Here is a 20,872-nt window from a genome sequence, read left to right as displayed (position 1 = left end):
AGATCTTTGAGTATTTTAACCCGACGACAGGAACGATATCAAAAAATAATAGCGGATTATCATCTGATTACCGATAGTATAAAAATCAATTCCAGAAACGAGGAATTGATTTTTAAATTTTCCAGTCCGAAAAAACAAACGGACACCGAATTTATCAAAAAAGAAATGCAGGAAATATTTGATTATGCCAAGGCCCTGGAAATCGAGGTGGCACCACTAAACTATCAGGATGGTGAGCATCTTCTGGCTACCGATGGCCAGGGGGTCAGTCAGTTGTTGATTGGCATCAATCAGAAGATTGCCAATATTCTGCTGATTAATACCCTGATTGCCGAAGGCAATACCTTTTATGTCCGGGGGCGATCCACCGGAGAACTGGATGGTGAAGCGCTGGCGATTTTTACGGGTCGTTTTAAACGACTGATTGCCGAGCATTATGGTCTGGAATCAGAATTGGTGGTGCGTTTCACCGATGAAGGCTCGGTGGCTGAAAAAAGTCAGCAGGATCTGGAAAAACGATTGGCGGCCATTAAGCCGGTTGCTTCAAGCAGCAGTGCATCCAATTCAGGCGCTACCCAAAGCCCGGCCAAACTTCCCAAGGCTGAAAAGCCCGGCGATGTGGTCATTGGAAAAAAAATAACCAATTCCTGGGATTGGTTGAAGAATATCGATTTTAATATCAACGGCGAATCGGAAGGAAAAAGTGTGGTCATCCGGGGCTGGGTGTTTGGAGTCAATACCCGGCCACTGAAAAATAATAAGACCTTGCTGACCTTTAATATCACCGATAATACCAACAGTATTACCGGCAAACTATTTACCGACAAAGAAGAGGTCATCGCTGGAATCAACGAAGGCTGCTGGTATCTGGTAGAAGGCAAAATCAATTATGATGAATATTCCCAGGAAATGATGTTATATCCCCGCAACATCAATCTTTCCAAAGAAACCATCAAAACCGATGATGCTCCAGTAAAACGGGTGGAGCTTCATATGCACAGCCAGTTCAGTGCCATGGATGCGGTCAGCAAGGTCGATCAGATCATGAAGCAGGCCGCCAATTTTGGTCATGATATCATCGGTATCACCGACCATGGTGTACTGCAGGCTTATCCGGAAATGATGGAACTGGGCCGCAAGAAAAAAATTAAGGTGCTCTATGGGGTGGAGGGGTATCTGGTTGAAGATCAACTGAACATGGTTTATGGCAATCAGGATCAGGACTTCTGTGGCGAATTTACTTTTTTTGACCTGGAAACCACCGGTCTGGTACCGGGTAATCATAAGATCATTGAAATTGCGGCGGTTCGCATTAAAAATAAACAAATCATCGACAGCTTTTCAACCCTGGTCAATCCCCATTGTGAAATACCGGCATTCATCACAAATCTGACCAATATCACAAATCAGATGGTGGCCGATGGGATGGAAGAACGGGCGGCACTGGAAAAATTCCTGGATTTTGCCGGTGAGACCATCCTGGTTGCCCACAATGCCCCTTTTGATATGAGTTTTTTAAATAAGGCCTTAGTTGATCATGGCATTGTTCGGGAAAATACTGCAGTGGATACCCTGGCTCTGTCCCGCTGTCTGCTGACCCAGATTACCCGCCATAATCTGAAAAAGCTTTGCTCACATTTTAAAATTGATATTCAGAATCATCACCGGGCCCTGGATGATGCGGCGGCATCGGCCAAGGTATTTGTCAAACTTTTAGATCTGGCTGAGAAAAAAGGCTGTACGTCAATCCAGGCCCTCAATACCCTGTCCAGCCGGGAACGGAGTATTCGTCTTAATGCCACCAACCATATTATTATTTATGCCAGAAATCAGGCGGGCATCAAGGATTTATATCGGATCGTTTCGGAGTCGCATCTCAATTATTTTTACAAAAAGCCGCGAATTCCCAAGTCACTGCTGGCAAAAAATCGGGAAAACCTCTTGCTTGGTTCGGCCTGTGAAGCTGGCGAATTGTTTTCTGCCATGGTTCACAATAAGTCTCAGGATGAGATCCAGCAGATCGCCAGCTTTTATGACTATCTGGAAATTCAGCCACTGGGTAATAATCAATATCTGATTGATAATAACAGTGTGGCGGATCAGGAGGCCCTGAAGACTTTGAACCGGCGGATCATTGCATTGGGAAAAAGTCTGAATAAGCCGGTGGTGGCCACTGGGGATGTCCATTTTGTCAATCAGGATGATGCCCTTTACCGGGAAATCTTATTTACTGGCCAAGGTTATAAGGATGCTGGCAAACAACCGCCGCTGTATTATCGAACCACCCAGGAAATGCTGGATGAGTTTGACTACCTTGATGACGAAACCGCCCGGGAAGTGGTGATTGATAATCCCCGCAAAATCGCAGCGATGATTGACGAGATCCTGCCGATTCCTGATGGCACCTATCCGCCAGTTATTGAAGGATCGGATGAAGAGATTCGAGAAATGGTCGAAGGCCGGGCCCGGGAGCTCTTCGGTCAACCGCTGCCGGAGATCGTTGAAAAACGGATTAAGAAAGAACTCGATTCGATTATTGGCAACGGCTACTCGGTCCTCTATCTGATTGCCCAGAAACTGGTTTACCATTCCATGGAAGATGGTTATCTGGTGGGGTCCCGGGGTTCGGTGGGATCCTCCTTTGTAGCCACCCTTTGTGGGATCACGGAGGTAAATCCGCTGGCGCCACATTATCGTTGTCCCAGCTGTAAACATTCCGAGTTTTTCAACAGCACGGAGGTTGGGGTGGGGCCGGATTTAAAAGACGCCGATTGTCCCCACTGCGGCGCCAAGCTTGATAAAGATGGCTTTGACATTCCCTTTGAGACCTTTTTAGGATTCGAAGGCGACAAGGAACCCGATATCGACCTTAATTTTTCCGGTGAGAACCAGGCCGAAGCCCATCGCTATACGGAGGTGTTGTTTGGTAAGGGCAAAGTCTTCCGGGCTGGTACCATTTCCACCATTGCTGAAAAAACAGCCTTTGGCTTTGTTAAAAATTATTATGATGAAAAAAATCTTAAAGTAACCCGGGCCGAGTTGGAGCGGGTGATCTCCTGCTGTGCCGGGGTTAAAAAAACCACCGGACAGCATCCCGGCGGGATTATGGTGGTGCCAACCTACAAGGATATTTATGATTTTTGTCCGGTTCAGCGTCCGGCCGATGACACCGAAAGCGATACCGTCACCACCCATTTTGCCTATGAATCCATCAGTGGGCGACTGCTGAAACTCGATATTCTGGGACATGATGATCCGACGATGCTTAAAATGCTCAAGGATTTTACCGGCGTCGATCCCGTGGGGATCCCGCTGGATGATGAAAAAACCATGAGTTTGTTCACCTCCACGAAAGCGCTGAACTTTAAGGATAATGATTTTGAGTCGCCTTTGGGGGTATGTGGAATTCCTGAATTTGGCACCAGCTTTGTCCGGGAAATGTTGCTGGACACCAAGCCGACAGCCTTTTCGGACCTGATCCGGATATCCGGCTTGTCCCATGGCACCGATGTATGGCTCAATAATGCCCAGGATCTGATTCGCGATAAGAAAGCCACCATCAAAGAAGCCATCTGTACCCGGGATGATATCATGATCTATCTGATCTATGCCGGTCTCGAGGCAAAAACGGCTTTTACGATTATGGAAGCGGTGCGAAAAGGCAAGGGACTGAAGCCGGAATGGGAAGAAGATATGCGCAAGAATAAGGTACCAGAATGGTATATTGATTCCTGTAAAAAAATCAAGTATATGTTCCCCAAGGCTCATGCGGCCGCCTACGTGACCATGGCCTTCCGGATTGCCTGGTACAAAGTTTATTATCCGCTGGCCTATTATGCTACCTATTTCTCGGTTCGGGCCAGCGAGTTTGATGCCCAGCTGATCAGTCAGGGCAAGGGGGTGGTGGTGCAGCGGATGAACCAGATTAAAGAACTGGGCACCAAGGCTTCCAACAAAGAAAAGTCACTGTTGACAGTGCTGGAGATTGCCCATGAAATGATGTGTCGGGGCTACAGTTTTAAAAATGTGGATGTCTATCAGTCTCATTTCAGTCAGTTCCGAATCATTGGGGATGCCCTGCTGCCGCCTCTGAATGCCCTGGAAGGAATCGGTGATAAAGCGGCCCAGCGGATCTTTGAAGAAGCGCAGCTGCGCCCTTATATGTCCCGGGAGGATTTGCAGAATCGTACTAAGATCAGTAAGTCGGTGATTGAAACGCTTGAAAAACAGGGTTGTCTCAACCAGCTACCAGCTTCCAATCAGATTACCTTTTTTTAGCGGTGTAAAATGATCGATCCTTGCAAAAAAATCGTTTTATGCTAGAATAAGATCAGTATCAGAGAGCGAGGAAGAAACGTTGGCTAATTATAAAACCGGTCTGGAAACAAAGCAAAAGATTTATGTAACTGCAAAACAGTTATTCTATGAATATGGATTTACAAAAACAACACTGGCACAAATCGCTGAAGACTCGGGAACAAACAAAGCGATGGTTGCATATTATTTCAAAAATAAGAACAACCTGGCACTGGAAGTGTATAATGAGTATATGGTTGCGAATAAAGTAAAAACCCAGAAGGCCATCGACGAAAAATTCCCTGGATGCAATGTGATGTTAAGAACCGCAATCGAGTTTCGGATACAAAATCGTAATTGTCGGTTGAATCGTCATTTGAACCAGTTTTATCATGAGTTGTGTGACACCAATACATTGATGAAAACGGAAAGTGCGTCGGTAGGGTTTGTCGAAAACATCAACCGGTCTTACAAGCTTGGACTTGACCGATTGGAAGTAAAGGCGTTGGCATTGGCAAATCTGGCTGTTGTTCATGGACTCCATGTCTCCCGGGATGATGGTTATCTGGACTGCAGCAGCGAGTATCTGGCCGAACTCGAAATTCGTTTGCTCTTTCAGAGCCTGCGATTTGAAAATAGCTTTATTGACCAGTGCATCGAAGAGTCTCGGGGGATGATTGATGCCATCCAACTTAAAGTTGAGAAAAATTTTATGGTCATAGCGGGTTAAGCATTTAGCAACTGCTTAACGATGCAAAAAAATACCATTGTTGCTGGTTTGAGATCAGCGAGCGATGGTATTTTTTTGCGCAAATTTACGAAGCAGGAACGACTCCAAAAGATTAAACGTGTAAAATATACAAACTAATATTACAAATAAAGGTAAATATTAAAAAAATGATATGGTGATGATACGATTGAAATAATAAAAATTACGAAAAAGAAGCGATGTAAAAACGATTACTACAAGCATATAACAGTATAAAATTAATAATTAACAAAAAAAGAGGTGACAAAAACAGCAAAAGATGTTATTGTTTAATAAATTAACCACGTTTATATTTTACACTCGAAAGGAAAACAAAATGGAAAAAAGTAATAACAGTAGTCTATGGGTTCAGATCGCTGCATTGTCGGTTGCATTACTGATGTATACAACCAGCATGACGACACCGGCATTAGCCGAAATTGCAAAAGCATTTCCTGATGCGGCGCCGGAGACAATTAAATTATTGTCAACCATTCCTTCGCTGATGATGGTGTTCTTTGCCCTGATTTCCGGTAAGTTGACCCAATACATAAGTATTAAGAAAATTATTTCCATTGCGATGGTTTTAATTTTTATCGGTGGGATTCCATCAGCATTCATTGGAAATCTTCAATTTATGATATTTATGAGGTTTGTCTTCGGTGCTGGATACGGCTTGGTTTTCCCAATGGCATCGGCGGTCATTACAGACCTCTACTCTGGCCAACAGGCGAACAAGCTGATGGGCTTCAAGAGTGCGGTTGGTGCAGCGGCAGGAATGGTTTTCCAGATGATGGGTGGCATGTTGGCCGCATATAATTGGCGTTTTTCATTTCTTGGTTTTTTACTGGTGATTCCAATTGCGCTGATTATCTGGTTTAAACTCCCGGATACCGGGGTTAAAAAACCGGAAAAAGTCGACGATTCGGCGATAAAAGAAAAGAAAGTAACAACGATGACCTACATTCTAGCAGTTGCTTGTGGGTTGGTTAATATGGTTCAATTCAGTTTTATGACAAATGTGGCCATGGTTATGAAAGCGGATGGAATTGGTAATGCTACGCAATCCGCCACAGTTCTGAGTATTTTTACGGCTTCAGCATTTGTGGTGGGGTTACTCTATGGAAACATTGCTAAACGATTAAAACAGTATAGTGCTTCATTCGGTGTTTTGTGTGTGGGGTTGTCCTTTGTGATTTTGCTCTCAGCGAACAGCCTGACATTGCTCATTCTGGGCGCCATTATTTTTGGAATTGGATTTGGAATTTTTAACCCTGCGATTGTGATGGCTGTAGCTGCCAGTGCAACAAGCCCGAAATATGCGGCGGTGGCCATTTCAATTTATGTCAGTGGAACCGGGATTGGACAGTTTTTGTCACCTTATGCTCTGAAATTTTTACGTGAGACATTTAATTTAACATCGGCACGGGCAGACTGGCAAATTGCAGCACTTACACTAATACTTGGTAGCATTATTTCAATGGTATTGGTAGCAATAAAAATTAAAAATAGCGTCGAGATCAAGCAAACGGTTTAATGCGGGATTAGTGCCAAATAAAGACGAATAAAAAAGAGACAGTAGTAAATAGTTACTGCTGTCTTTTTAGTTGCAGAAGATGTCGCTTAAAAGAAGTACCATTTCTGGATCGTAAGTGCTTAGTTATAAGCGTTTGAAATTTCCCGGGCCCAAGCATCTGCCGCCAGTACATCATCAAGATTGGGATGGACAATCACCTGATGTTGTTCCATCACCTGCCGGTTGATTCGGGGAATGTCGAGAAAACTGATTTCCTGATTTAAAAATCGAGACACAGCAATCTCGTTGGCGGCATTAAGGACACAAGCCATGGTGCCACCAATTTCCAGGGCATCATAGGCTAACTGTAAGCAGGGAAAGGCGATCCGATCAGGTTCGGAAAAGGTCAGCTCACGAATCTGGCTAAAATCCAGAGCGGGTCGATTGTTGGCGACCCGTTCGGGATAAAAAAAAGCGATTTGAATCGGTAGGGCCATATCCGGCAGCCCCAATTGAGCGATGGTGGAATGGTCGATAAATTCCACCATTGAGTGGACAATGCTTTGAGGATGAACCACCACGTCAATCTGATTATTGCGCAGATTAAAAAGCCATTTAGCTTCGATGACTTCAAGCCCCTTGTTCATCAGGGTGGCTGAATCAATCGTGATTTTTTTTCCCATCGACCAGTTGGGATGCTTCAAGGCCTGGGCCAGTGTAACCGACTCCAGCTGTTTGTGGCTGTATCCCCGGAAAGGCCCGCCGGAAGCGGTAATAATGATCCGATCAATTTCTTCATGTTTATTGCCCATCAGACATTGAAAAATGGCACAGTGTTCACTGTCAACCGGAAGCAACGAAACCCCGCTGGCGGCTGCTGCATCCATTACAAGCTGGCCACCGGCTACCAGTGTTTCCTTGTTGGCCAGAGCTATGTCAATGCCTGCATTAATGGCGGCAAGAGTCGGTTGCAGACCAATCATTCCGGATACCGCCGTGAGCAGCAAATCATTTTCCGATGCCGTGGCAACGGCAATCAGGCCCTCTAAACCAGTTACCACGTCCACCGCTAAACCCCTTTTTTTGAGGCGCTTTTCCAGTACCAGTGCAGTATCGCCATCCATCACACAGACAATCCGGGGTGAATAGGTGTCAATCTGTTTTTCCAGCAGATCAATGCTGGTATTGGTGGTTAAGCCGACAATATTTAAAGCGTTGCTGTTTTCTGAAACCACTTCCAGGGCCTGGGTTCCAATCGAACCAGTTGACCCGAGAATACTGATGTTTTTCATATTTACCTCTTTAAAAACGTAATTCTATCAATTTTTTTAAAATCATATAATAGTATTCTTAAAAATAAGAGATAAATCATAAGAAAAGCCGTTTATTATTTATTGTGTTCGGTTTATTCCATGTTATTGATCAATCATTTCAATAATGTATCTCAAACAAGAAAAAATTTCCATTTATTCAGCCATTTCGATGGCATATAATCATGTAAACGAATAATTTTGGAGGTGTTCTTATGGCAAGAACCTATTATTTTCCACCAGTAGTCATTATGGAACCGGGAGCAATTGAACTGATTGCGCCAGAGATCAAACGTATGAACGTGAAAAAAGCCTTAGTTGTAACCGATAAGGTACTTGTTGAAGCAGGTATTGTTCAAGATGTACTCAATGTATTAGATGGAGCAAAAGTTCCGTATGCCTTATTTTCAGATGTTAAACCCAACCCTACTGTTACCAATGTAAATGCTGGTCTTCAGGCTTTACAGGAAAATGAATGCGATTTTGTCGTCAGTATCGGCGGGGGATCGCCCCAGGATACCGCCAAAGGAATTGCCATTCTGGCTACCAATCCCGGGGATTTACGGGATTACGAAGGCGTTGGCAAAACTGCCAATAAATCCCTGCCAATTGTGGCGATTAATACCACCGCCGGAACCGCCAGTGAAGCGACTATCAATTATGTTATCACTGATGAAGAGCGTAAACTCAAAATGGTTATTGTTGATCCCAACTGTCTGGCAACCGTAGCGGTCAATGATCCGGTTTTAATGCTCAAAATGCCAAAATCATTAACGGCTGCCACCGGTATGGATGCGTTAACGCATGCCATTGAAGGTTATACCACAGCCGGTGCTTCACGATTCACTGATCTTTTTAATCTCGAAGCCATCAAAGCCATTTCAAGTAGCCTAAGACAGGCCGTTGAAGATGGTGATGATTTGGATGCCCGGGATGTCATGGCTTATGGTCAGTTTGTCACCGGGATGGGATTCTCGAATGGCGGATTGGGAATCGTCCATTCTATGGCGCACCAGTTAGGCGGATTCTATGATTTGCCGCATGGGGTTTGCAATGCCATTCTATTGCCTTATGTTACGGCGTTTAATGCTGACGCTGTTGGTGATCGACTAAAAGACGTTGCTCAGGCGATGGGCGTGGACACCAGTCGCCGTGAACCGAAAGAAATCAATATTATGGCCATTGATGCCATAAAAAAACTCTCCAAAGATGTGGGGATTCCGGCCGGACTAAAAGAAATCGGGGTCAAAGAAGAAGATTTCAGTGAATTGGCTGATCTGGCACTGGCCGATATCTGTACCGGTGGTAACCCCAAATGTCCAACTAAAGAAGACGTGATTGCGATCTACAAAGCAGCTTTTTAAGTTAAGCATTTTTTTACAAATATAAAAAGACATTCTGAATTACTAGAGTGTCTTTTTTATTATGAAAAAATTAAAAAACATCGTATTATTAAACATTTTATACAAAATATTTTCAAGTTATTTTATTGTTTTTGTTTTAATTACGACAGGTTTATGGTATAATACAACCGTTACAAAAATAATAAAATTACTGTAAAAGTAACAAATAGACAGGGTCACAATTATTAATTGTGGGAAAGGGGAAAAATGAAAAAACATCGAGTTGTATCAGGTATCGTTACTGGTTCCCTGGTTTTGGCATTTTTAACAGCACCCGTCAATGCAGCTTCGTTAACCGAGCAGTTAGCTCAAAGTAATGCTCGACAGGCTGCAGCAAAGTATCAAGTCGACATGACTCAGAATACCATCAATGGGATTGAGGACGAAATCGGCAAAGTCAATGAAGAAGTAAACCGGATCAATGGAATAATCGGCGCGATCAATGCCGATATATCTTCCATCGAAGCAAATATTGCAAAAAAACAGGAAGAGCTGAAAATTGCTGAGGCCAAGAAGCAAGAACAGGAAGCAGCCATGAGCGATCGGGTTCGGGCGATGTATATGTACGGCAACGGCAGCATCATGGAATTTATTTTCTCAGCTTCAGATTTCTCGGATTTTATTACAAAATTAGATATGTCTCGTTACATTATGACGGCAGACAAGGACTCCCTGAATGCTCTGGAAGAAACGAAAAAAGTGATCGATGAAAAGAAGCTGAGCATTGAGGCAGATCGATTAAAAACAGTAGCGAAAAAAACCGAACAGGAAGTTGTACTAACTCAACAGGAAGAAGTTTTGGCTCAAAAGGATCAGCTATTGGCTCAAAACCAGGCAGCCTTAGAAGAATACAAGGCCATTGAAGCAGCGGAAGCAGCCACATCGGCAGATATTGAAGGCCAGTTACAGGCCTATTACGAACAACAGCGGGCCGCCGCCGAGCAGGCAGCTCAAAATAACGGCAGCACCGGTGCGACGGATGGCTCGGCTGGCAGTGATACAAGCACTCCTGGCAGTGGCGAGACATCCGGTGGCGGCACAACGGCACCTCCGGTATATTCCAGCTCGTATGTCTGGCCTTGCGATGGCAATATTACCAGTGAATTTGGCTGGCGAATCCATCCCATCTGGGGTGATTCCCGCTTCCATGCTGGTGTCGATATTGGCGCATCAACCGGGACCCCGGTGGCCTGTGCCGGAAACGGAACTGTGATTTCAGCCGGTTGGAATGGCGGTTATGGAAACTGTGTCATTGTTGATATTGGCAATGGTTTGTCGGCAGTATATGCCCATTTAAGTGCAATTAATGTATCATCAGGCGAAACGGTTGCGGCCGGTCAGACTGTTGGTGCGGTTGGCAGCACCGGCGACTCAACAGGTGCTCATCTTCATTATGAAGTGCGTTTGTATGGATCGCCAATTAGTCCCTATATTTAGAATTAATTTTTCCAACCGTTACACGGTATATATAATGAGAAAAGATGAACAACGTCTTTTCTCTTTTTATTTTGCCAATTGAATTTCTTAAATCAATAGAAAAACAGGAATTCGGACGAATTTCGATACATTTGTTACAAAATATTTATTTTTTTAATGAAATTATTCAAAAAGTATGCTAAAATGAATACAGTTTCAAATGAGGAATGATTTGAAGGCCAAAAAACGGACCAATACCCGGAAGTCTTTTTCAATTAACATTCTTTTGATTAAAATAATCTTAACTTGTCAAAAAACATTTAAGCAGAAAATAGGATAGCACGTGTTAAAATGCCCTGTCAAAGCAAGCGAATGATAAGTAAATTAGGAGTGGCTAAGATATGATCGAATTTAAAAATGTAACCAAGGGTTACGATAAAAACAAGAGCGATGCGCTTAAAAACGTCAGCCTCTTTATTGATAAGGGTGAGTTTGTCTTTCTGGTGGGTCGAAGTGGGGCCGGAAAATCAACATTTATTAAGCTTCTTTTAAGAGAGATTGAAGCGACAGAAGGTTCAGTATACATTAATAATTTTAATGTCTCAAAATTGTCAAAAAAAGAAATCCCTTTCTTAAGACGAAAAATGGGGATTGTCTTTCAGGATTTTCGGCTGCTGGAAAACAAAAGCGTCTATGAAAATGTGGCCTATGCCATGGAAATAATCGGAAAATCTGAAAAGCAGATCCAGAAACGGGTGCCGTTGGCTCTGGATATGGTTGGCTTATCCCATCGGATGAACCACTATCCCCATGAGTTATCTGGTGGTGAGCAACAGCGGGTGGTTATTGCCCGGGCGATTATTAACAACCCCTCTATTTTGATTTGTGATGAGCCGACCGGAAACCTTGATCCCGAAACATCCTATGAGATTATCAGTATTCTGGAAGAAATCAACCGTAGAGGAACAACTGTGGTGGTGGTTACCCATGACCGGGAAATCGTTGATACCATGAAAAAACGGGTTTTGACATTGGAAGACGGTGTTCTCAAAGTAGATGACGCGACAGGTAGGTACGGATATGAAGTTTAGTTCCATTAAAACAATGCCCAAAAATGTTGTCCGGGATACCTTAAAAAGCATTGAACGAAATAACCTGATGAGTGCGGCTTCGGTGCTGTCGGTAATTGCTGCGTTGATTATCCTGGGGATTTTTCTGATCTTAACCATCAATGTTCAGGAAGTGACCAAAGATGTGGAATCGAAACTGGAACTGAAAATCTTTCTCCAGTCCGATTTTACCGACACTCAAAAAGCAACCATTGAACAGGCTCTGGAGAAAAGTGACCTGATTGAAGAAGTTACCTTTGAAAGTGCGGAAGAAGCTTTGGAAAAGTTCACCGTCAGTCTGGAAGATTATGCGCCGCTGCTCAGTGGTTATAATTCAGAAAACAACCCAATGCCAGCATCCTTTGTTGTCCGGGTGACTGATCCGGATGATATGGATGAAGTTCAAACCCTGGCCATGTCGTTTGAAGGCCAAGGGGTTGAGTACGTCCGATATGGTCAGGAATATGTGGAAGCACTGGTGAGTTTCAATAAATTTACCAATACTTTAAGTATAGTGGTATTGGTGGTGTTATCAATGATTTCCATCTTTATTATTTACAATACGATTAAATTAACCGTTTTTGCAAGACGACGGGAAATTGGCATTATGAAATATGTGGGTGCAACCAACGCCTATATCCGGGCGCCGTTCATTCTGGAAGGGACGCTGTTGGGGTTGATGGGAGCCATTGTTGCTTTCCTGATTATTCGGATCACCTATTATTATATTTTGGGATTAGTTGGCGGAAATTTATTTTTGCCAGTGGATGCCAGTTTGGCTTCTCCCGATGCAGTGATGGGACAATTGATTTTCTTCTTCCTGATTTACGGAGGGTTTATCGGTGCCGTTGGTAGCGTATTTGCGATTCGCAAATTCTTGGATGTATAAATGATTAGACTTGGTCAAACACAGGAGGATTGTTGGATGACAAAAAAACATATTATTTCAGGCATAGTGGGTATGATGGTGACATTGGGGATACTGATATCTCCGGTTAATGCTGCATCCCTGACCGAACAGCTGGCAGAAAGTAATCAAAAACAGGCGGCTGCACAATACCAGATTGACATGACCCAGAATACGATTGCTGGTATCGAGGCCGAAATCGGCAAGGCCAACGAAGAAATGAGCCGAATCACGGGCGTCATTGATAAAATTAATTCTGAGATAGCCGTATTGGAAGCGAACATTGCCAAAACTCAGGAAGAACTCAATATTGCCGAAGCCAAACGGAAAGAACAGGAAGAAGCCATGAACGAACGTGTCCGTACTATGTACATGTACGGAAATGGTAGTATGTTGGAGTTTTTATTTACTTCATCCGATTTTGCCGACTTTGTTACCAAGGTTGACATGTCCCGCTATATCATTGAATCGGATAAGGCATCATTGGACGCTTTAGCTGAAACAAAGAAAATAATCGATGAAAAGAAAGCTAAAATTGAGGCCGACCGGCTGCAGACAGTTTCTAAAAAAACTGAGCAGGAAACGGCCTTAGCCCAGCAGCAGGAAATTAAAGCTCAGAAAGACAGTCTCCTGGCCCAAAACCAGGCGATCGTCGCTGAGTATCAGGCAATTGTGGCGGCTGAAGCAGCCAACGCAGCGAGCATTGAAGCTCAGGTTCGGGAAATGATGGCAGCCCAGGCAGCCGCTTCTGGCGGGTCAACCACTGGTGGCAGCACGACCTTTGTCCCATCAAACGGAACCTATCAATGGCCGTGTCCGGGCTATTATCCATCCGCGGATGATGATTTCTTTGGTACCCGGTTGCACCCGATCTGGGGTGATTACCGGACCCACTATGGCGTCGATATGGGTGCCCCATCCGGAACACCGATCCTTGCTATGGGCAACGGTGCGGTGTTATCAGCTGGCTGGAACGGTGGTTATGGAAATTGTGTTATTGTTGATTTAGGTAACGGCCTCCAGGCTATGTATGCGCATATGAGTGGTTTTGCAGTATCAGCAGGCCAAACTGTCAACAAAGGCGATGTGGTTGGTTACGTTGGCTCCACCGGGGATTCCACCGGGGCCCATCTCCATTTCGGCGTACTTTCCGGCGGATCATTTGTTGATCCTTTAGGATATTTTTAAGCGAAACATTGTAGACTATAACGAAAGAACAGGAGAAAAGAATCATGATTCTTTTCTCCTGTTTTATTTGTATAATAATAAAATTTAGGATAAGGTGAAAAAATGGAAAATAAGTCAAAAAAAACCAAGCTCATCGTGGTAATTGTGGTGCTGATCATCACAAATATCATCACCTTCACAGTGGCCACAACTGGCAATTATCTGATCGGCAACAAGTTGATTGTGACGGTTGACAGCAGTGAAACAGCCGCCGGGATAAAAAAACTATTAGCGCTAAAAGAACAGATTGGTCTGGAGTATTATAAGGATGTTGATAACACCACTTTAATTGATGGGGCCATCAAGGGCATGTTTGACAGTCTGGGTGATCCCTATAGCAGTTATTTTACCTCCGAAGAATTTAAGAAATATATGGAGTCAGCCACTGGCGTCTATGAAGGCATTGGGGTCGTCGTGACAGAGGATGATCAGGGCGTGACCTATGTAATTGCCCCGCAAAAAGGCACACCGGCTGATCAGGCCGGGATAAAAACGGGCGATAAAATTATCAAGGTGGATGGTGAAGATGTCAGTACGATCGGTTCGGATGCGGTAGTGGCTAAGGTAAAGGGGCCAGCTGATACCACCGTTAATATCACCCTCTTACGTGGTGAAGAAGTCATTGATATGCAATTGGTACGCAAAACCATTGAAGCAAAAACAGTGGAATCCCGGGTGATCGGCGATAAAGGCTATATCCAGATCAGTGAATTTACGGATAAAACCGCTGATGATTTTGAAGCCCAGCTAAGTGATCTGTTGGCTCAAAATATTACCGGTTTGGTGATTGATTTGCGTAGTAACCCCGGCGGCGGCGTAAAGGAAGCGGTGGAAATCGCTGATCGGATTCTGGGCGAAACCATGGTCGTTTATACGGTTGATAAAAACGGCAATAAAACCGAATATACCTCAGATGGCGAAGAACAGCTTAGTCTGCCAATGGTTGTCCTGGTTGATGGCGGCTCGGCCAGTTCCGCTGAAATATTGGCTGGGGCTCTCCAGGATACAGGCGCTGCCCAGCTGGTCGGCACCAAGACCTTTGGAAAAGGGATTGTTCAGGAAATCATCAGTCTCACTGATGGCGGTGGCTTTAAGGTGACCAATTCCGAATATTTCACCCCTAACGGCAACAACATTCACGAAAAAGGTCTCGAGCCAAATATCGTGATTGAAGCGACTGACTTTATGAAGAATAACTTTTTCACCGACGAAGAAGATGTCCAGCTGCAAAAAGCCTTGCAGGTCCTCAGTGGAACCAATTAGAATTTATGAGCATGCCATAACGGCATGCTTTTTCTATTGGTGAGGAATAATTAAGATTTTATTAAATGATAAGGATTATTGTTTGCCATTAAAAAAAAGCTGTGATAGAATAATGGAACGAATGTTCATCAAACTGATTGGAGGGTGCTGATGAAAGATATGAAGCATGCATTTAAGGTTGTCTCGGAATACGAACCTAAGGGTGATCAGGGACCGGCCATCGAAAAAATTGCCAACGGAATTAAGGCGGGGTTAAAGTATCAAACCTTACTGGGCGTGACTGGCTCCGGAAAAACCTATACTATGGCTAAGGTAATTGAAGCGGTTCAGAAGCCAACCCTGGTGATTGCTCATAATAAAACCCTGGCGGCCCAGTTGACCAATGAGTTTCGGAGTTTTTTTCCGGATAATGCGGTGGAGTATTTTGTCAGCTATTATGATTATTATCAACCGGAAGCTTATGTACCGCATTCGGATCTGTTTATCGAAAAAGACTCGTCCATCAACGACGAGATTGATAAATTACGTCACTCTGCTACGGCAGCTTTATTTGAACGTCGGGATGTAATTGTGGTGGCCAGTGTGTCCTGCATTTATGGACTGGGAAGTCCTTTTGATTATGAAAATTTGATGCTGTCACTCCGTCCGGGGATGGAAAAAGATCGGGATACGATTATCCGTAAGCTGGTGGATATTCAGTTCACCCGAAACGACATTGCTTTTGAGCGGAACAATTTCCGGGTGCGCGGCGATATTCTGGAAATATTTCCCTCGGCTTCGTCAAACAAGGCGATCCGGCTGGAATTTTTCGGGGATGAAATTGAACGGATTACTGAGATTGATACCCTGACCGGGGAGATTTATGGGGAGCTGAACCATGTCTCGATTTTCCCGGCGTCTCACCACACCACCACCCCGGAAAATCTGGAACGGGCGATTGCTGGAATTCAACAGGAACTGCGCCAACGCTATGACGAATATACCCAAAACAACCGTCTGGTGGAAGCCCAGCGGATTCTGCAACGGACCAACTATGACATTGAAATGCTCCGGGAAATGGGCTATTGTAACGGCATTGAGAATTATACCCGCTACATCAACGGGCTGCCCCCAGGATCACCACCCTATACCCTGATTGATTATTTTCCCAAAGATTTTCTGATGATTGCCGATGAGTCCCATGTCTCGATTCCCCAGATTGGCGGGATGTATGCCGGGGATAAAGCCCGTAAGAGTAACCTGGTGGACTATGGCTTCCGGCTACCCTCAGCCTATGATAACCGGCCGCTGAATTTTTCCGAATTCGAAAGCAAGATCAATCAGATTGTCTTTACTACGGCAACCCCCAGCAAATACGAAAAAGAACACAGCCAGAATACCGTTGAGCTGATTATTCGACCGACCGGTCTGATCGATCCGGAAATTACGGTTCGCCCGGTTGCTGGTCAGATCGATGACCTGCTCGGTGAAATCAAACTAACCACCGGTCGGGGCAATCGGGTATTGGTCACCACGTTAACAAAGAAAATGGCTGAAGATCTAACCGACTACCTAAAAGAAAATGGTGTCCTGGTGAACTATCTGCATTCGGATGTGGATACCATCGAGCGGATGAAGATTCTAAGGGATTTACGGCTGGGTACCTTTGAGGTGCTGGTGGGCATCAACCTGCTGCGGGAGGGTCTTGATTTGCCGGAAGTTGGTCTGGTGGCGATTCTGGATGCTGACAAAGAAGGATTCCTCCGTTCAGAAACGTCGCTGATCCAAACGGTTGGCCGGGCGGCCCGTAATCTGGAAGGTCATGTCATTATGTATGCGGACAAGATGACACCCTCGATGGATCGGGCTATCAGCGAAACTAATCGCCGCCGGGGTATCCAAAGCGCCTACAATGAGGCCCATGGTATTACCCCCAGTTCGGTCAAAAAAGATATCCATGCTGTTATCGAGGCGACCAAGGTGGCCGAGGAACCGGCAACCTATGCAATTGGTGATGAAGCGCTGGATATTGATGTGAAGATTAAAGAACTCGAAGTCGAAATGCTGACGGCGGCCGAGGCCCTGGAATTTGAACGGGCTGCCAATTTGCGGGACGAAATTCATCATCTCAAAAATTACCGAAGATAGCTTAAGCTGATGTTATAGCGGGATGGCTGAAACTAAATTTTAGTTGTTTTTTAATTTACAGAATCGGCTAGTACCCGCCAACGAATGTACCAGACCATGACTTAATGGTGTTTTTTCATTTAATAATTCATGCGGCATAATTAAGGAGAGAATAAACATAAATATGAAATATATCGAAATAAAAGGTGCCAAGGAGCACAATTTAAAAAACATTAACTTAAAAATACCCCGGGATCAGCTGGTGGTTTTTACCGGGCTGAGTGGCTCGGGGAAGTCATCATTGGCTTTTGACACCATTTATGCTGAAGGACAGCGCCGTTATATGGAGTCGCTTTCTTCCTATGCCCGGCAGTTTCTGGGTCAGTCCCAGAAGCCTAATGTGGAAAGCATTGACGGCCTATCCCCGGCAATTTCCATTGACCAGAAAACCACCAACCGCAACCCCCGATCCACGGTGGGGACGGTCACCGAGATTTATGATTATCTGCGGCTGCTTTACGCCCGGATTGGGATTCCCCATTGTCCCAAGTGTGGCAAGGTGGTACAGTCGCAATCGGTGGATCAGATTGTCGACAGCATCATGGCCCTACCTGAAAAGACCAAATTTCAAATTCTGGCTCCGGTAATCCGGAAGGAAAAGGGACAGCATAAAAAGATCATCGATCATATCAAAAAAGAAGGTTTTGTCCGGATTATCGTTGATGGGGAGGCGATGGAAGTCACGGATGAAATCAATCTCGATAAAAATAAAAAGCATACCATTGAAGTGGTGGTGGATCGTCTGGTGGCCAAGGATAACCTTGGCAAACGGTTGTCCGATTCACTGGAAATTGCCCTGAAGCTATCCGGGGGACTGGTGATTTGTGACGTGATTGGCGGCGAGTCCCAGCTTTTTAGCGAAAAACTGGCCTGTGCCGATTGCGGCATTGCCATGGACAAATTGGAGCCCCGGACGTTTTCGTTTAATAATCCCTTCGGGATGTGTCCGGATTGTCACGGTCTGGGCTTTCATCAGGAAGTGGATCCGGATCTACTGATCCCCGATAAAAGTTTATCGATTGGCAATGGAGCGATTAAATTTTTTGGTTTAAAAAGTGATTCCAAGTATTATTATAACCTGATCAAGGCGCTGGCAAAAAAACATCAGTTTGATATTGAGTTACCCCTGGAAGATGCCAGCGAGGCATTTTTACAGGCGCTTCTATATGGTAGCGACGAGGTTCTGGAAATCGCCTACGAAGGCAAGTTTTCAGGAACCTACAGCTCCACCTTTGAAGGGTTGATTAAAAACATGGAGCGGCGTTATCTTGAAACGACCTCGGAGCGGATGCGGTCCTTAATTGAACGCTATATGTCAGAAACCCCCTGTCCCACCTGTCACGGTAAACGGCTCAATCCCACCAGTCTGGCAGTGACAATTCATGATCGAAATATCATCGAAATAACCGATATGGCCATTGGTCAATTGCTTGAGTTTTTTAAAGCGCAGACCATGACTGACCGGGAAATGATGATTGGTGAATCGATCTTTAAAGAAATTGAGGCCCGGCTCAATTTTTTAAAAAATGTCGGACTGGAATACCTGACCCTGTCCCGGAATGCCGGTACACTTTCGGGGGGAGAATCCCAGCGGATTCGGTTGGCCACCCAGATTGGCTCAGGTCTGGTGGGGGTATTATATGTTCTGGATGAACCCAGTATTGGTCTCCATCAACGGGACAATCAGAAACTGCTGGAAACGCTGCGGCGCTTAACCGACTTGGGAAATTCACTGATTGTGGTGGAGCACGACGAGGAAACCATGCAGGCTGCCGACCACATTGTCGATATTGGCCCGGGGCCCGGGGTTCACGGTGGCCAGATTGTCGCACAGGGAAGTCTTGAAGAGATAATGGCGGTGCCGGAGTCGATCACTGGCCAGTATTTCAGTGGCCAGCGCTTTATTCCGATTCCGCAAAAGCGTCGGGAAGGCAGCGGCGAGGTAATTAAGATTGTCGGTGCCCGGGAGAACAACTTAAAGAATCTGGATGTCGATTTTCCGCTGGGGAAATTTATCTGTGTAACCGGGGTTTCCGGATCCGGGAAAAGCACGCTGATTAATGAGATTTTATACAAGGGGATTTCCCAGAAGCTGTATCGCAGCCTGAAAAAGCCGGGGAAATACACCCGTATCGATGGGGTTGAATTCATCGATAAGGTAATCGATATTGATCAGTCGCCCATCGGCAGAACCCCCCGCTCCAATCCGGCCACCTATACCGGGGTTTTTGACCTGGTTCGGGATCTGTTTGCCAAAACCCCGGAAGCCAAGGCCAGAGGCTATCAGAAAGGCCGATTCAGCTTCAATGTCAAGGGTGGCCGTTGTGAAAAATGCAGCGGTGATGGAATTATCAAAATTGAAATGCATTTTTTACCCGATGTTTATGTACCCTGTGAGGTCTGCGGCGGCAAGCGCTACAACCGGGAAACCCTGGAAGTCAAATACAAGGGCAAAAACATCGCCGATGTACTGGATATGACAGTGGAGGAAGCCCTGGAATTTTTTGGCAATATTCCCAAAATCAAAGAAAAGCTCCAAACCCTCTACGATGTCGGTCTCAGTTATGTAAAACTGGGACAGCCATCGACCCAATTATCCGGTGGGGAAGCTCAGCGGGTTAAATTGGCCACTGAATTAAGTAAACGCAATACCGGCAAAACCCTCTACGTTCTCGACGAGCCCACCACCGGTTTGCATATTGCCGATGTCCACCAGCTGATCAATGTCATTCAGCGTCTGGCTGACAGCGGCAGTACGGTAGTTGTCATTGAGCATCAGTTGGATATGATCAAGGTGGCAGATCACATCATTGATCTTGGCCCCGAAGGGGGCGAGGGCGGCGGCACCATCATTGCCATTGGGACTCCCGAAGAAATCGCCCGGGTGCCCCAATCCTACACCGGCCAGTATCTCAAGAAAATCTTAAAGTAACTATTTAAAGATAACCCAATATCGGCGACTGGCAGATCATGTTGTGTCCCCAGGTCATTGGTCACTATGCTAGTTATCGACAACCTCAAGAACGCTGTTCCAGCGTTCTTTTTTAGATACGTTTAAAAAATACTTAAAGCCATAAAAAGTCACAGACTCTAATTGACAATGAATTTCAATTAGAGTATAATAAAGCTAACAAAAAGAAAGTCAGCTTTAACAAATGATGGCAGTTACCTTAAATTTAAACCATAAGAATAGAAGGTGTATTTATGTTTACTTTGAAAGATTTAAGACCAGGTCAGAAAGCATGTGTTGGTTCGATTGCTGTAGAAGGCTTAATGCGTCGCAAACTCATGGACATGGGTGTAACACCAGGGGTAGAGATTCAAGTTAATAAAACAGCTCCATTTGGCGATCCCATAGAGGTTCGCTTGAGAGGATATTCCCTCAGCCTTCGGAAAAAAGATGCTGAAAATATTTTAATGGTTCAGTAATAAATAAAAAACCACCTTTTGAGGTGGTTTCGTTATTTTAAGATGAATCAGCATTTAGTGAAAAAGGGAAATGAGGAATGGA

The 20,872-nt window shown here is 44.8% G+C and carries 13 protein-coding genes; 12 read left to right on the top strand and 1 reads right to left on the bottom strand.

Annotated features, from left to right (window positions below):
• Nucleotides 1–6 precede the first annotated feature (6 nt).
• From BI182_RS12510 to BI182_RS12500, 3 genes are all read left to right on the top strand, one after another.
• Entirely contained in the window at nucleotides 7–4,278 is a 4,272-nt protein-coding gene (locus BI182_RS12510; RefSeq protein ID WP_070371870.1) for a PolC-type DNA polymerase III, read from the top strand.
• Between the two features lie 79 nt (nucleotides 4,279–4,357).
• Complete coding sequence (locus BI182_RS12505; protein ID WP_070371871.1) at nucleotides 4,358–5,026, top strand: TetR/AcrR family transcriptional regulator; 669 nt, start codon at nucleotides 4,358–4,360, stop codon at nucleotides 5,024–5,026.
• A gap of 355 nt (nucleotides 5,027–5,381) precedes the next feature.
• Nucleotides 5,382–6,581, top strand: a complete 1,200-nt coding sequence (locus tag BI182_RS12500) for an MFS transporter (RefSeq protein WP_070371872.1) — start codon at nucleotides 5,382–5,384, stop codon at nucleotides 6,579–6,581.
• 119 nt (nucleotides 6,582–6,700) lie between these two features.
• On the opposite strand, the gene BI182_RS12495 is transcribed toward BI182_RS12500, so the two are convergent.
• The gene (locus BI182_RS12495; RefSeq protein WP_228882333.1) at nucleotides 6,701–7,852 is read right to left on the bottom strand and encodes a 1-deoxy-D-xylulose-5-phosphate reductoisomerase; all 1,152 of its coding nucleotides are present in this window, start codon (nucleotides 7,850–7,852) and stop codon (nucleotides 6,701–6,703) included.
• A 233-nt stretch (nucleotides 7,853–8,085) separates the two neighbouring features.
• On the opposite strand from BI182_RS12495, the gene BI182_RS12490 reads away from it, so the two are divergent.
• From BI182_RS12490 to BI182_RS12450, 9 genes are all read left to right on the top strand, one after another.
• On the top strand, nucleotides 8,086–9,234 hold the full coding sequence (locus tag BI182_RS12490; RefSeq protein ID WP_286808346.1) for an iron-containing alcohol dehydrogenase: 1,149 nt from the start codon (nucleotides 8,086–8,088) through the stop codon (nucleotides 9,232–9,234).
• Nucleotides 9,235–9,480: 246 nt separating this feature from the next.
• Entirely contained in the window at nucleotides 9,481–10,710 is a 1,230-nt protein-coding gene (locus tag BI182_RS12485; RefSeq protein ID WP_286808344.1) for a murein hydrolase activator EnvC family protein, read from the top strand.
• 380 nt (nucleotides 10,711–11,090) lie between these two features.
• Entirely contained in the window at nucleotides 11,091–11,780 is a 690-nt protein-coding gene (ftsE, locus tag BI182_RS12480; RefSeq protein WP_070371876.1) for a cell division ATP-binding protein FtsE, read from the top strand.
• Nucleotides 11,770–12,687: a permease-like cell division protein FtsX gene (gene ftsX / locus BI182_RS12475; RefSeq protein WP_084633686.1), complete on the top strand. Its 918-nt coding sequence runs from the start codon at nucleotides 11,770–11,772 to the stop codon at nucleotides 12,685–12,687. The genes ftsE and ftsX overlap by 11 nt, the downstream gene beginning before the upstream one ends.
• Nucleotides 12,688–12,723: 36 nt before the next feature.
• A complete protein-coding gene (locus tag BI182_RS12470; RefSeq protein WP_228882326.1) occupies nucleotides 12,724–13,893 on the top strand; it encodes a murein hydrolase activator EnvC family protein in 1,170 nt (389 codons plus the stop codon).
• A 102-nt stretch (nucleotides 13,894–13,995) separates the two neighbouring features.
• Nucleotides 13,996–15,195, top strand: a complete 1,200-nt coding sequence (locus BI182_RS12465) for a S41 family peptidase (protein ID WP_286808340.1) — start codon at nucleotides 13,996–13,998, stop codon at nucleotides 15,193–15,195.
• A gap of 150 nt (nucleotides 15,196–15,345) precedes the next feature.
• Nucleotides 15,346–17,322 (top strand): excinuclease ABC subunit UvrB, encoded by a 1,977-nt coding sequence (gene uvrB / locus BI182_RS12460; protein ID WP_276495646.1) that lies wholly within the window; start codon nucleotides 15,346–15,348, stop codon nucleotides 17,320–17,322.
• 163 nt (nucleotides 17,323–17,485) lie between these two features.
• The gene (gene uvrA / locus BI182_RS12455; RefSeq protein WP_286808338.1) at nucleotides 17,486–20,293 is read left to right on the top strand and encodes an excinuclease ABC subunit UvrA; all 2,808 of its coding nucleotides are present in this window, start codon (nucleotides 17,486–17,488) and stop codon (nucleotides 20,291–20,293) included.
• Between the two features lie 272 nt (nucleotides 20,294–20,565).
• Nucleotides 20,566–20,790, top strand: a complete 225-nt coding sequence (locus BI182_RS12450) for a FeoA family protein (protein WP_026395981.1) — start codon at nucleotides 20,566–20,568, stop codon at nucleotides 20,788–20,790.
• Nucleotides 20,791–20,872 lie beyond the last annotated feature (82 nt).

The sequence above is a fragment of the Acetobacterium sp. MES1 genome (genome assembly GCF_002237635.1).
Taxonomy (GTDB): Bacteria; Bacillota; Clostridia; order Eubacteriales; family Eubacteriaceae; genus Acetobacterium; species Acetobacterium wieringae.
Note: the sequence above shows the minus strand (reverse complement) of the source record. Positions and strands in the feature narration are given on the sequence as shown.